Source organism: Mesorhizobium sp. M0626, assembly GCF_040320665.1.
In the GTDB taxonomy this organism is placed as follows: Bacteria; Pseudomonadota; Alphaproteobacteria; order Rhizobiales; family Rhizobiaceae; genus Mesorhizobium.
This window is the reverse complement of the sequence record NZ_JAMYQD010000002.1, coordinates 41,794-56,081: the sequence shown is the minus strand read 5'-3', so window position 1 is coordinate 56,081 and position 14,288 is coordinate 41,794. Positions and strand designations below refer to the sequence as shown.

Below are 14,288 nucleotides of genomic sequence, written 5' to 3'. Positions count from 1 at the left end.
CCGGTTATGAATAGGGCAGAACGGACATGGATGCGCGGTCGGACAAGAACGCAATCCCGCTTGCGGTCGACCTCGACGGCACGCTGATTGCGACCGATCTTCTTTGGGAAGGCCTGTTCATCCTGCTCAAGAAGAATCCGCTCTATGTTTTCCTGGTTCCGTTCTGGCTGGCCGCCGGCCCGGCGCGGCTGAAACAAGCGATCGCAGACCGCATCGACATCGATCCGGCCTCGCTGCCCTATCGCGAAGCGCTGCTGCAGCGGCTGCGCGCCGACCATAGCGACGGACGCAAGATCGTGCTGGCGACCGGTACGCCACGCAAGTTCGCCGAGGCGATCGCCGCGCATCTGGGCGTCTTCGACTATGTGCTGGCGACCGACGGTCCCCACAACATGACCTCGGGCCGCAAGCGCGACGCGCTCATCGCCGCCTATGGCGACGGCGGTTTCGACTATGCCGGCAACAGCCGGCACGACCTCAAGGTTTTCGGAGCCGCACGCAACGCCATCGTCGTGGCGCCCGACCGCCATGCGAGGCGCTGGCAGGCCGCGCATAGCGCCGAAAGGATGCCGGCGCCGAAAAGGACATTGAAGACATTCGTCAAGATGCTGCGGGTGCATCAGTGGCTGAAGAATTCGCTGATAGCGGTGCCGATGGTGCTGTCGCATGAATACTTCAACATCAACATGATCTGGCAATGCCTGCTGGCGTTCGTCTCCTTCAGCGCCGTGGCTTCCGCCATCTACATCCTCAACGATTTCTTCGACCTTGCGCTTGACCGCAAGCACCCGACCAAACGCAACCGGCCTTTCGCCAGCGGCGCGCTGTCGATACCGTTCGGTCTCGGCGCGATGGCCGCTCTGCTGACGATCGGCATCGCCGCCGGGCTTCTGTTGCCGATCGAGTTCCTGGGCGTGCTCGCCGGCTATCTGGTGGTGACCACAGCCTATTCGCTGTCGTTCAAGCGCATGCTCCTGGCCGACGTACTGACGCTGGCGGGGCTCTACACAGTGCGTGTGCTGGCAGGTGCTGCGGCGACCGGGGTCGAAGTCTCGTTCTGGCTGCTCGCCTTCTCGATTTTCTTCTTCCTGTCGCTGGCGCTGGTGAAGCGCTATGTCGAACTGCGCACCACAGCCATTCCGGTGGGCGAGCGCATTGCCGGTCGCGGCTACCGCATCGAAGATCAGGAGATCGTCGCCCAGGCGGGCATGGCGTCGGCCTTCTCCTCGGCGCTGGTGCTGGCGCTCTACATGGACAGCGTCTCCGTGCGCGAACTCTATCCGCATCCCAGGCTGGTCTGGCCGCTGGCGCCGATCGTGCTGTATTTGACCATGCGGGTCTGGATCCTGGCGCGCCGCAACGAGATGAATGATGATCCGGTCATCTTCATCATTCGCGACTGGCGAAGCCAGATCGTCGTGGTGATCGGCGCCGCCCTTCTGGTCGCGGGAGGCTGGTAGGGCATGGCCGGCGAACGGTACCGGAGTTTTGGCCTCGCAACGCCGGCCGCAAAGCGAGCCATCGCGGCCGACGATGCCATCGCGCTGATGCGAAGCGGCAAGGCGACAAAGAACGCTCTGCTCGCCTATGGCAATGGCCGCTCCTACGGTGATTCCTGCCAGAACGGGCCAGGTGCGGTCGTGGACATGCGGCCGCTGAACCGCATCGGCGCCTTCAATGCCGAGACCGGCCTGCTCGAGGCGGAGGCCGGCGTGTTCCTCTCCGATATCATTGCGCACACTGCACCTTACGGTTTCTTTCCGACTGTCGTCCCAGGCACCCAGTTCGTCACCCTTGGCGGCGCGATCGCCAATGACGTCCATGGCAAGAACCATCACCGGCGCGGCACCTTTGGCTGCCATGTCGAGTCGTTCACGCTGCTGCGCTCGGACGGGCGGACCTACACCTGCTCGGCAACCGACAATGCAAGGCTGTTTGCGGCGACGATCGGCGGCATGGGGCTGACCGGCCTGATCCTGTCGGCCTCGATCCGGCTGATGCGGGTGCATTCGCTCGATATCGCCGAGAAGGTAACGCGGTTTGCCGATCTCGGCGAATTCTTCGAACTGGCCGAGGCCGCCGACCAGGCCAATGAATATGCCGTCGCCTGGATCGACCAGCTTGCCGGCGGCCATGGCCGCGGGCGCGGCCTGTTGTTGACAGGCAATCATGCCGAGTATGGCTCGCATGCGGCGTCTCGCGCCGGCTCCCGTTTTTCAGTGCCGTTCCAGCCGCCGTTCAATGTGCTCAACCGGCCGTTCCTCACCGCCTTCAACGCCGCCTATCGGTGGAAGAAGGGGCGCTCGCCGGGGCCGAGCCAAACCGGCTACCAGGGCTTTTTCTTTCCGCTTGATGGTGTCGGCGACTGGAATCGGCTGTATGGCCCGAAAGGTCTCTACCAGCACCAGAGCTTGGTGCCGGAAAATGTCGCGCGCCAGACCGTGCCGGCGCTGCTCGAGGCGGCGCGACGGGCCGGGCAGGGCTCTTTCCTCACCGTGTTGAAGCGCTTCGGCTCGATCCGCTCGCCGGGGCTGCTGTCTTTTCCGCGGCCAGGCTTCACGTTGACGCTGGATTTCCCCAATCGCGGCGACAGGACGCTGGCCCTGCTCAGCGAACTCGACGGCATCACGGTCGCGGCCGGCGGCGCGGTCAACCCGTACAAGGATGCGCGCATGGGCGCTGATACTTTCGCGGCCTCCTTCCCGAATTGGCAGCGGCTTGAAGCGCTGCGCGACCCGGCGTTCGTGTCCAGTTTCTGGCTGCGGACGGCGAAAAAGCTCAACGTCCGGCCAGGGCGTGTCGAGGCAGCTGAATAGGTACAATCCGAATAAGTCATGGTGAATAGATCGTAAGTTCCGTAGTTTACTCAAAGCATTGTCGTGACTTCACGAAATGTTTGCAGGTTAGTAATAGGACCGTTGCGAGTGGCGGGTGCAAAATATGAAATACATCGTCTTCATTCTGTTCACGGTCATGACCAATGCCGCCGCGCAGCTGATGCTGAAGCAAGGCATGATGTCGCTCGGTCCCATTTCGTTCGAAGGCACCAATCCGCTGTTGAGGCTGTTGCAGGTCGTTTTCAGCCCATGGGTGTTTCTCGGCCTGTGCACCTTCGTCATCTCGATGGCTTCGCATCTCTACGTGCTGTCCAAGGTCGAGCTCAGCTTTGCGTATCCGTTCCTCAGCCTTGCCTATGTCGCGGTTGCGATCTTCGCCTATTTCATCTTCCGCGAGGACCTCAATGCCTGGCGCATTGCCGGCATCGCCTTCATCTGCGTTGGCACCGTGCTGATCGCGCAAAGCGGTCGAGACTTGGGCGGGCGCGGGCATGACGACCAAACCGCTTCCATCATCCCCGACAAGATCCAGACAAACGAGATCGTTCGATGAGACATGTTATTTTCGGCGGCGACGGCTTCGTCGGCCGTCATCTTGCCCCGAAGCTTGTGGCCGATGGTGAAGAGGTTGTCGTTGCCGACATCGTCAAGAGCGACCTGACGCACTATCGCAACGTTCGCTTCGTCACCTGCGATGTCACGGATACGGCCTCGGTGGCCAACATCGGATTGAAGGCCGACGACATGATCTACAACCTGTCGGCCAAAATGCTGTCGCCGATCCAGGTGCGGGCCAAGCGTCACGACTTCTTCTTTCCGGTGAATTTCCATGGCACCGAACACATCATGCAGGCGATGGACAAGGCCGGCGCGTCCAAGCTCGTCCACTACACCACCGACATGATCTACGGCCATACGGTCACCCAGCCGATGACCGAGGAACATCCGGTCGCGCCGCTCGGCGAATATGGATGGTCGAAGCAGAAGACCGAGGAACTCGCCGCGCAATGGCGCAAGCGCGGCATGTCGATCTCGCTGTTTCGCCCGCGTCTGATCATCGGTCCCGGCCGGCTCGGGATCCTGGAAAAGCTGTTCAAACTGATCGACTGGAATTTTCCTGTGCCGATGATCGGCTCGGGCAAGAACCCCTATCAGTTCATCTCGGTGTTCGATTGCGCGGAAGCTGCCCGCTCGGCCTGGAAGGCAGGCGTGCCCAACCAGGCTTATAATCTGGGCTCCCTCAATCCGCCGCCGGTGAAGAAATTGCTGGGCGACCTGATCAAGCATGCCGGCTCGAAATCGCTGCTGATCCCGACGCCGGGCTGGGCGGTCAAGCGCACCCTCGACCTGCTCGATCTCATGAACATGCCGATCATGGATCCCGAACAATATCTGATCGCCGATGAGGAGTGCGTGCTCGACGTATCCAAGGCCGAGCGCCAGCTCGGCTGGGTGCCGCAATATCGCGACGAGGACATGCTGATCGCCGCCTACAGCGAATACCGCGCCAAGAAAGACGGGCTTGCCGTCACCGCCAATCATGTCCCCGCCGAATAAGTGGGACGACCAGGAGAACTCCGAAATGACCGTCATGGCCAAGCCTGAGCAGACGAACGCGCGCACCATGGTCGGCGCGCCGGCGTTGTCGCCTACCGCCATCGCCAAGCCCGACCTGATCAGCGTCGAGCAGGCGAAGGCGATGGATGTCGCGCGCATGACCGACCTGTTCAAGGCGCATCTCAATCCGGGCCAGCTGCATTTCATGAAGCTGCTCGGCTTCCACAAGATCAAGATCGAGCGTGCCGAAGGCATGTTCTACATCGACCAGAACGGCCGCAAGATTCTCGACTTCTTCGGCGGCTTCGGTTCGCTGGCCTTCGGCCACAACCATCCGCGCATCCTGGAGGCCAGGCGCAAATTCCAGGAGGAGAAGCGCCAGGAAATCGCCATCGCCTTCATGTCGCAATATGCATCGGCGCTGGCGCACAACATCGCCAAATGCTCGCCCGGCGATCTCGACATGGTATTTCTGGGCTCGTCGGGTTCGGAAGCGATGGAAGCGGCGGTGAAGCTCGCCGAGCGCGCCGCCGGGCCGAAGCGGCCGAAGGTCGTCTATGCCGAGAATTCCTTCCACGGCAAGACCAAGGGCGTGCTCGGCATCACCGACGGCCAGCTCTACCGCGCGGACTTCAAGATGGCTGAGAACACCGTGCGCATTCCGTTCGCCGATATCGAAGCGGTCGAGCGGCTGTTCCGCTCCGACCCGGAGGTCGGCGTCATCGTACTCGAGACCATCCAGGGCGGCGGCGGCATCATCCAGGCAGAGGCGCAATACTGGCAGAAATTGCGCGCGCTCTGCGACCACTATGGGGTGCTGTGGGTGGCTGATGAAGTGCAGTGCGGCTATGGCCGGTCCGGCCGCTTCTACGCCTTCGAACATTATGGCGTCGTGCCCGATGTGACGGCGCTGGCCAAGTCGCTCGGCGCAGGCAAGGCGGCGGTCGGCGCGATGGTCGCCCGGCGCGAGGTCTATATGAAGGCCTATGGCACGCCGAAGACGGCGATGATCCATGCCATGGCCACCTTTGGCGGCATGGGCGAGGCCTGCGTCACCGCGATCGAGGGCATCAACGTGCTCTATGATGAGGGGCTGATCGACAACGCCGCCACTGCCGGCGACTATCTGCTGCAGCGCCTGCAGGCGCTGAAGGAGAAGTACCCTAAGATCATCAAGGACGTGCGCGGCAAAGGCTTTATGATCGGGCTCGAGTTCCACGACTTCTCGCAGACCTTGCCGATGGTGCTACGTCCGATCGTCAGCGTCCTCGACGACAAGCTGAAGGGCTCGCTGTCGGGCTTCGTCGGCGCGCTGTTGTTGCGCGACTATGACGTGCTCGTCGCCTTCACCGAATACAACCGCAACGTCATCCGTCTCGAGCCACCGCTGATCTGCCAGCGCGAGCATGTCGACCGTTTCGTCGATGCTTTCGACAGCCTGCTGTCGCGCGGCATCGTGGGAATCGTCAAGGATTTCGTCAAAAGCCAAGTCCGTTAAAAGAAGTCCGTTGAGCGAAGTCCTGAGTCCGACAATGCTGAGCAAGTCTCCCGCCCCGCAAAACACACTCGACCGGCTGACTGCGGCCGCTCTCGCGTGGGGCGAGGGGACTTATGCGCGATGGGCGGCTCCGGTCGGCGCGATCGCGTTTTCGCTCTATATCCTGCTGACGGCGTTCATGGCCTTGACGATGCCCGACGCCAATTGGGACATGCTGCCCTATCTCGCCATCGCCGAGGAGGGCGCTTATCCCGATGCGCAGGCATTGCATGACTATGCCTACAGCACGGTCCAGGCCGGCGTGTCGGCCGGCGACTACAAGACGCTGACCGACGATGGTGGCGGTTTCCGCAGCCATATGGCGCAAAATGCCGCCGACTTTCACTCGCTGCTTGGCATGTACCGGATCAAGTTCCTCTACGCCGAGATTCTTTCGACGATGAGTTCGGTGATGTCGCCTGTCGAGGCGATGCGGGTGCTGCAGGTGGTCTCGGTGCTGCTGTTCGGGATGATCACGCTGCTGTGGCTGCGAACCGAAGGCGCGTTGGCGCTGGCGCCGGTGGCCGGCGCGGTGCTGATCATGGCCGATTTCGGCGACGCGGCACGCGCCTCGACCCCGGATCTGTTGTGCTCGGCGCTGTTCCTCGGCGGGCTGCTTGCCTATGTGCGCGGCCGCGAGGCAGCGACCGCTGTCCTGCTTTTCCTGGCCTTCATGGCGCGGCCGGACAATATTGTTTTTCTGGCCATCTTCGCCGTGCTGCTGCTGGTCTTCCGGCAGCGGGCGTGGGGCGCGCTGGCCGGCTTTGCCGCGTCCTTCGTCGCTTATTTCGCGATTTCGCATTGGGCGCAGCATCCCGGCTGGTGGCCGCATCTGTGGTTCTCCAGCATCGAGCAGCACTACAATATGGATGGCTTCGAGCCACCGTTCTCGGTTGGCGCCTATGTCAAGGCGTTCGCCGCATCCTTCATTCGCGCCACCAGCCTCAACAGTTGGGTCGGGGTCTGGGTTCTGGCGCTGGCCGGGTGGCTTGCGCTCAGCCGCGCCGGCTTCCGGCTCGATCGCCGCGCCGGCATCCTGCTTGCAGCACTGGTGCTTGGCGTGCTGGCGAAATTCACCGTCTTTCCGATCCACGACACCCGCATCTACTTCCCGAACCTTCTGCCGCCCTACCTTTTGCTCGTCGGCCCGATCATGGCGCTGTGGGCGTCGGCAAGCCTGAATGGAAGGCGGCCCATCGCCTTGCACGCCATACCTGGAGATAAGCCATGAGTTCCATTTCCGGCCTGGCCGCATCGCCCTTTCGCTCGGCCTGCCCGCCGGCCTGCTCGATCGGGGGCCGGCGTTGCGTGGCACGAAATTCCTGGCCAAGGCGGCGCTGAAGGCGCGGTTTGGCGGTGGGCAAGCCTTCCAGATGGTCAATGTCGGCGCTTGCGACGGCGCGCTGTTCGACGACGTCACGCCGTGGCTGCACCGCATTCCGCGGGCGCGGGCCGTGCTGGTCGAGCCGATCCCGTACAATCAGAAGCGGTTGCGGGCCAACTATCCCGACACGGAACGCTTCGTCATCGAACCGGTCGCGGTGACGAAGACCAAGGGCACGATCACCGTCCACACTTTCGATGCCGCGGCACTCGAGGCCGGCACGCTGCCGATCGAGTTCATCGGCTGCTCGTCGGTCACCGACACCAATCTGATGTCGGGCAAGAATGCCTGGGGCGAGGACGACGCCAATTTCAACAAGTTCGCGCCGCACGTGAGGGATATCGAGGTGCCGTCGGAAACGCTGCAGACGCTGCTCGACCGCAACGGCATCACGCATATCGACGCCTTCCTGGTCGATTGCGAGGGCGCCGACTGGATCGTCTTCGAACAGCTCGATCTCAAGCGCTATCGTCCGGGCATGATCAAGGTCGAGGTCGGCGCGCTGCCGGCCGCCGAAATCGGCCAGGTCGTGGTCAAGCTGAAGACATCAGGCTATCAGGTCGGCTTCCAGGCCGAGGACATCTGGGCCTTCGCCTGAGATAGATCGCCACTGGCGGCACGCCGGCGCGCCGGGTCGCGTCGCATCCGCGACGTGTCGCAAACAGGCGGTAGCTGCATCCACGTCCTCTGCATATTGTGCGCCATTCGAACGGGCGCGGACGCGCCCGCTTTATCCCCTTGGAGTCGCGGGCAATGGCAGAGTTTCCGAAACAGGCGAAGGTCGTCATCGTCGGCCTGGGTGGCATTGTCGGCGCGTCGATCGCGCATCATCTGATCGAGCGCGGCTGGACCGACATTGTCGGCATCGACAAGTCGGGCATCCCGACCGATATCGGCTCGACCGCGCATGCCTCGGACTTCTGCTACACCACGAGCCATGATTTCCTGTCGTGCTGGACGACGCTCTACTCGATCGATTTCTACGAAAAGATGGGCCATTACGCCCGCATCGGCGGTCTCGAAGTGGCGCGCGTCGGCGACGACAGCCGCATGGACGAGATCAAGCGCAAGATCGCCTCGGCCAAATCCTTCGGCACCCGCGCCCGGCTGATCGAACCGGCCGAGATCAAGGAAAAATTCCCGCTGATCGAAGAGTCCATGGTGCAGGGCGGCCTGTGGGATCCGGACGCCGGCCTGGTCATCCCGCGCTCGCAGACCGTCGCCGGCAAGCTGGTCGACCAGGCGGAAGCTACGGGGAAACTCAAATCCTTCGCGAACACGCCCGCCAAATCTCTCATCGTCGAGGAAGGCCGCATCAAGGGCGTCGTCACCGACCGCGGCACGATCATGGCCGATTATGTCATCGTCTGCGCCGGCATCTGGGGCCGGCTGATCGCCGAGATGGTCGGCGAAGACCTGCCGGTCATGCCGATCGACCATCCGCTGACCTTCTTCGGGCCTTACAAGCAATTCGCCGGCACCGGCAAGGAGATCGGCTGGCCGCTGTTGCGCGACCAGGGTAATTCGGCCTATATGCGCGACACCGGCGACCCCAGGACCGCCGAAGGCGGCCAGATCGAATGGGGTTACTACGAAGAGACCAATCCGCGTCTTTGCCATCCGCGCGATTTGCTGGAAAAGGATCAGGCGCGGCTGTCGCCGTCGCAGCGCGATCTCGACATGGAGCAGATCCTGGCGCCGCTGGAGCGCGCCATGGAACTGACGCCGATCCTGGGCGAACTCGGCTACAATGAAAGCCATTCCTTCAACGGCCTGTTGCAGGTGACCGCCGATGGCGGCCCGTCCATGGGCGAGAGCCAGAAGGTGAGGGGCCTCTGGTACGCCGTCGCCATCTGGGTCAAGGACGGCCCCGGCATGGGCAAGCTGATCGCCGACTGGATGACGGACGGCCGCACGGAAATCGACCATCACGCCATCGACTATGCGCGCTTCTATCCGCACCAGACGAAAGAGCAGTTCATCTGGGATCGTTGCACCGAGACGGCGATGAAGGTCTACAATCCGGCGGTGCATCCGCGCGAGCCGTTCTCCAAAGGTCGCAACATCCGCCGCTCGCCGTTCTGGGAGCGCGAGAAGGAGCTTGGCGGTTACTTCATGGAGCTGGGCGGTTGGGAGCGCGCGCATGGCTATGCCGCCAACGAGCATCTGCTGGAGAAGTATGGCAACCGGGTTCCCATACGTGAGAACGAATGGGACAACCGCCATTTCTGGCGGGTGTCCAATGCCGAGCACCTGGCGATGAGCGAGGATTGCGGCATCGTCAACCTCTCGCATTTCTCGATGTACGACATCGAAGGGCCGGACCATGTCGCGCTGCTGGAGTGGCTGTGCGCGGCCAAGATCGGTGGCGACAACAATATCGGCAAGGGTATCTACACCCACTTCCTCGACGAGGAAGGCATGGTGCGCGCCGACTTCACCGTCATCCGCATGGCCGACCGCTGCCGTCTGATCGACGGCGCCGACGCCGGTCCGCGCGACTTCCGCTACATGCAGCGCACCGCGCAGGACAAAGGCTTTGACGTCACCATCACCGACGTGACGGAAAAATATGTCACCATCGGCATCTGGGGACCGAACGCCCGCACGACACTGCGGAAAGTGGTCGAAAATCCGGATGGTCTCTCGCTCGAGAACTTCCCGTTCGCGGCGATCAAGCCGGTCAGGATCGGCGGCAAGGACGTCACCGCCTTCCGCATCTCTTATGTCGGCGAGCAGGGTTGGGAACTGCACATGCGCTACGAGGACGGCCTGGCCGTTTGGGACGCGCTCCGCTCGACCGGCGTGATGCCGTTCGGCGTCGAGACCTATGCCAACACCCGGCGCATGGAAAAGAGCCTGCGCCTGCAGAACGCCGACCTTCTGACCGAGTATAATCTGCTCGAGGCCGACCTTGCCCGACCGAAGGTCAAGGAGAACGACTTCTGCGGCAAGGCCAAACATGTCGAATACCGCGCCCGCGAACACCAGCCGGCGATCCTGTGCACGCTGGTGATGACGGAAAACGTCGATTCGAAGGGTGTTGCCCGCTATCCCGTCGGCACCATGCCGGTGATGGATCCGAAGACCGGCGAAACCCTTGTCGACGAACTCGGCCGCCGCTCCTTCACCACGTCGATGGCCTATGGCCCGACCATCGGCAAGAACATCGGCCTCGCCTATCTGCCCTGGGCCCACGCCCAGGAGGGCCGCAAGTTTGCCATCGAATATTTCGGCGAGACCTACCCGGTCGAGGTGGCTGCCGTCGGCTACAAGCCGCTCTACGATCCGGAGAATTTGAAACCGCGGAGTTGAGCGTCATAGGTTCCAACCAACACATCGAAGAGCCCGGCACCTCGCCGGGCTTTTCGCTTTGTCAGCAGCCGATTTTCGCTTACCTTCGGGCATGTCTGCATTTTCTTGCGCACGACATTTGTTTTCAGGCAGCGCCGCACTGGCGCTGGTGCTCTGGCTTGTGCCGCCGGTTCAAGCCGCCGAGCCGGTCGACGTCGAGCTGGTGCTGGCCGTCGACGTGTCGCTGTCGATGTCGCCGGGCGAACTCGAAATCCAGCGTCGCGGCTATGCTGCTGCGCTGACGCACGACAATGTTCTGCAGGCCATCGCCGATGGCGCCTACGGCAAGGTCGCCGTCACCTATGTCGAATGGGCGGGTGCGACCACGCAGCAGGTCGTCGTGCCGTGGACGGTGATCGCCAGCCGGGCCGATGCCGAGCGGGTGGCCGCGCAGCTTTCCGCCCATCCGCCGGCCAGCGCCCGGCGCACCTCGATTTCCGGCGCGCTGGAATTCGGCAGCGATCTGTTCGCCGAAAGCGGTTTTCAGGGGACAAAGCGCGTCATCGATATTTCCGGCGACGGGCCCAACAACCAGGGCGCGCCCGTCGACATCACCCGCGACGCGGTGGTCAAGCAAGGCATCATCATCAACGGCCTGCCGCTGATGACGCGCGGCGGGTTCGGCGGCGCCTATGACGTCAACAATCTCGACCGCTACTACAGCGACTGCGTCATCGGCGGTCCCGGATCCTTCATGATCCCGGTCAATGACTGGACGCAGTTTCCCGAAGCCATCCGCCGCAAGCTGGTGCTGGAGCTGGCCGGCGCCGCTTCGCCGCAACGGGCGCGCGAGGAGGCCGGGCATCCGCCGGTGGTGCTGGCGCAGGACCGGCCGACCGACTGCCAGGTCGGCGAAAAGATGTGGCGCGACCGCAGCTGGATGTTCGATGCGCGTTAGCGTTCGCATCATCACGCTGCCGTGAAGGGCCGGTTTCATTGACAAGCCCATGGGCGTCTGTGACACAATTCGGCATCCGAAAAAACAAGGGGAACCGACATGAACAAGACCATCGTCGCTGCCGCGGTATTGGCGCTTGCGGCTGCAATATCCGTGCCGGCCGAGGCTGCCACATCGGTCACCATCGGCATCAGCGGATGGACCGGCTTTGCGCCGCTGACGCTCGCCAAGCAGGCCGGCATCTTCGAGAAGCATGGCCTCGACGTGACCCTGAAGAAGGTGCCGCAGGCCAGCCGGCCGCTCGCCATCGCCAGCGGCGATCTGCAATGCGCCGCCACCACGGTCGAGACCTGGCTGGTGTGGAACGCCAGCGGCGTCACCACCAAGCAGATCTTCCAGCTCGACAAATCCTATGGCGCCGACGGCATTGTCGTGCGCAACGACATCAAGACCGTCGCCGACCTCAAGGGCAAGAATGTCGCGTCCTCGGCGCCGGGCACGTCGCCCTATTTCATGCTGGCCTGGGTGCTGAACAAGAACGGCCTGTCGACCAAGGATGTGACCGTCGTCAACCTGGAACCGGATGCGGCGGCGCAAGCCTTCCTCGCCGGCCAGAACGATGCGGCGGTCACCTATGAGCCATTCATCTCGGCGGTGCGCGACAAGTCCGATCAGGGCCACATATTAGCGACCACGCTCGACTATCCGATGGTGCTCGACACGGTCGGCTGCACGCCTGAATTCCTCACCGCCAATCCAGACGCTGCCAAGGCGCTGGCCGACAGCTATTTCGAAGCGCTCGACCTGATCAAGAGCGATCCGCAGAGATCCTACGAGATCATGGGCGCCGACGTGAAGCAGTCTGCGAAAGAATTCGAGGATTCGGCGAAATACCTGAAATGGGCCGACAAGGCGGAGAACAAGCAGTTCTTCACCAAGGAATTCCAGGACTTTTCCAAGACCGCCGGCGAGCTTCTGCTGCAGATGGGGTTGATCAAGGAAGCGCCAGACGTTGCCACGCTGGCCGACACCAGCGCGGTGGCGAACTGACAGGCCTCGCCTTTGACCATTGTGCGGCGGCGCCTAGGGCCGTCGCTCTCTCCTGGACAAGTGATGATTTGACGATGCGGACGATCTGAAGATGCGCCCCTTGCATCCGGTGTCGCCGGGCATTCGAACCGTGCTTGGCATTTCCTTCTTCGTGCTGTTCGTCGCCTTCTGGGCGTGGATCACGCTTGGCGGCCACGTCAACCGCATCTTCCTCGCCGACCCGCTGTCGATGCTGCGGGATGGTTGGCGGCTGCTGGTCGAGGACCGCTTCTGGCTCGACATATTGATCACCATCTGGCGGGTCTTCGGCGGGTTCCTGCTGGCGTCGATCGTCGCCGTGCCGATCGGCATCGCCATGGGCGCCTGGAAACCAATAGAGGCGTTTCTGGAGCCGTTCGTCTCCTTCGCCCGCTACCTCCCGGCTTCGGCCTTCATTCCGCTGCTCATCCTGTGGGCCGGCATTGGCGAGCTGGAAAAGCTGCTGGTCATCTTCGTCGGCTCGGTGTTCCAGATCATCCTGATCGTCGCGGTCAAGGTGGGCTCGACGCGGCGCGACCTGGTCGAGGCGGCCTATACGCTGGGCTCGACCAACAGCGGTATCGTCAAACGGGTCATCATGCCGGCCAATGCGCCCGAGATTGCCGAGACGCTGCGGCTGGTGCTCGGCTGGGCCTGGACCTATGTCATCGTCGCCGAGCTGATCGGTTCGTCCTCAGGCATCGGCTACATGATCATCAACAGCCAGTCGCGGCTGGCGACAGGGCAGATCATCTTCGGCATCATCGTCATCGGGCTGATCGGACTGTTGTCCGACTTCGCCTTCAAGGCGTTCAATCGCTGGCTCTTTCCCTGGAGCCTGGCATGAGCAAGTTGCTTATCGAAGGCGTCTCGCGAACCTTCGCCGGCGTGCGCGGCGGGCAGCCGGTCAAGGCGCTGATGCCGGTCGACCTTGCGGTCGCGGCCAACGACTTCATCACCATTCTGGGGCCGTCCGGCTGCGGGAAGTCGACGCTGCTCAGGATCGTTGCCGGCCTGGAAGCGCCGAGCGAAGGCCGTGTGCTGCTTGACGGCAAGGCGGTGACGCGGCCGGGACCGGATCGCGGCATGGTGTTCCAGTCCTACACGCTGTTTCCGTGGCTGACGGTGGCGCAGAATATCGCCTTCGGCCTGCGCGAACGCAGCATGGCCGAAAAGGAGCGAGACGGGATCGTCGCTTCCTATGTCGACCTCGTCGGGCTGAAGGGCTTCGAGAACCATTGGCCAAAGCAGCTGTCCGGCGGCATGCAGCAGCGCACGGCGATCGCCCGGGCGCTGGCCAACGATCCCGAAATCCTGTTGCTGGACGAGCCGTTCGGTGCGCTCGACAACCAGACGCGCGGACTGATGCAGGAACTGCTGCTCGGCATCTGGGAGCGGCGCAAGAAGACAGTGCTGTTCGTCACCCACGACATCGAGGAGGCGATCTTCATCGCTTCGCGGGTGATCGTGATGAGCGCGCGGCCAGGCCGCATCAAGTCGGATGTCGCCATCGACCTGCCGCATCCACGCCACTACACGCTGAAGACCAGCCCGGAATTCTCAGGCCTGAAGGCGCGGCTGACCGAGGATATCCGCGTCGAGGCGATGCGCACAGTACAGGCGCAGCCCGCCGAAGCCTGAGTGCGTTTTCGG

The 14,288-nt window shown here is 62.9% G+C and carries 12 protein-coding genes; all 12 read left to right on the top strand.

Features of this window, described 5'->3' with window-relative positions; translation table 11 throughout:
- Positions 1-26 precede the first annotated feature (26 nt).
- The 12 genes from NKI37_RS02315 to NKI37_RS02260 all read left to right on the top strand — a co-directional run bounded on the left by NKI37_RS02315 (position 27) and on the right by NKI37_RS02260 (position 14,276).
- Positions 27-1,460, top strand: a complete 1,434-nt coding sequence (locus tag NKI37_RS02315) for a UbiA family prenyltransferase (RefSeq protein ID WP_023691000.1) — start codon at positions 27-29, stop codon at positions 1,458-1,460.
- Between the two features lie 3 nt (positions 1,461-1,463).
- The gene (locus NKI37_RS02310; protein ID WP_023706098.1) at positions 1,464-2,816 is read left to right on the top strand and encodes an FAD-binding oxidoreductase; all 1,353 of its coding nucleotides are present in this window, start codon (positions 1,464-1,466) and stop codon (positions 2,814-2,816) included.
- Positions 2,817-2,940: 124 nt separating this feature from the next.
- Positions 2,941-3,390, top strand: coding sequence for an EamA family transporter (locus NKI37_RS02305; protein ID WP_023670373.1), 450 nt, complete (start codon positions 2,941-2,943; stop codon positions 3,388-3,390).
- On the top strand, positions 3,387-4,394 hold the full coding sequence (locus NKI37_RS02300) for an NAD-dependent epimerase/dehydratase family protein (RefSeq protein ID WP_023670374.1): 1,008 nt from the start codon (positions 3,387-3,389) through the stop codon (positions 4,392-4,394). Before NKI37_RS02305 ends, NKI37_RS02300 begins: the two co-directional genes overlap by 4 nt.
- A gap of 67 nt (positions 4,395-4,461) precedes the next feature.
- Positions 4,462-5,892: an aspartate aminotransferase family protein gene (locus tag NKI37_RS02295; protein WP_245261312.1), complete on the top strand. Its 1,431-nt coding sequence runs from the start codon at positions 4,462-4,464 to the stop codon at positions 5,890-5,892.
- Between the two features lie 34 nt (positions 5,893-5,926).
- Positions 5,927-7,162, top strand: a complete 1,236-nt coding sequence (locus NKI37_RS02290) for a glycosyltransferase 87 family protein (protein ID WP_023725592.1) — start codon at positions 5,927-5,929, stop codon at positions 7,160-7,162.
- A complete protein-coding gene (locus NKI37_RS02285; protein ID WP_352791358.1) occupies positions 7,113-7,913 on the top strand; it encodes an FkbM family methyltransferase in 801 nt (266 codons plus the stop codon). Before NKI37_RS02290 ends, NKI37_RS02285 begins: the two co-directional genes overlap by 50 nt.
- Before the next feature lie 155 nt (positions 7,914-8,068).
- A complete protein-coding gene (locus NKI37_RS02280) occupies positions 8,069-10,630 on the top strand; it encodes a GcvT family protein (RefSeq protein WP_352791356.1) in 2,562 nt (853 codons plus the stop codon).
- Between the two features lie 91 nt (positions 10,631-10,721).
- Positions 10,722-11,567 carry a DUF1194 domain-containing protein gene (locus NKI37_RS02275; protein WP_352791354.1) on the top strand — a complete coding sequence of 282 codons (846 nt, stop codon included), beginning with the start codon at positions 10,722-10,724 and terminating at the stop codon, positions 11,565-11,567.
- 99 nt (positions 11,568-11,666) lie between these two features.
- Positions 11,667-12,617 (top strand): ABC transporter substrate-binding protein, encoded by a 951-nt coding sequence (locus NKI37_RS02270; RefSeq protein WP_023688106.1) that lies wholly within the window; start codon positions 11,667-11,669, stop codon positions 12,615-12,617.
- Between the two features lie 91 nt (positions 12,618-12,708).
- On the top strand, positions 12,709-13,482 hold the full coding sequence (locus NKI37_RS02265; RefSeq protein ID WP_023688107.1) for an ABC transporter permease: 774 nt from the start codon (positions 12,709-12,711) through the stop codon (positions 13,480-13,482).
- A complete protein-coding gene (locus NKI37_RS02260) occupies positions 13,479-14,276 on the top strand; it encodes an ABC transporter ATP-binding protein (protein ID WP_023688108.1) in 798 nt (265 codons plus the stop codon). Before NKI37_RS02265 ends, NKI37_RS02260 begins: the two co-directional genes overlap by 4 nt.
- The last annotated feature ends 12 nt before the right edge of the window (positions 14,277-14,288 follow it).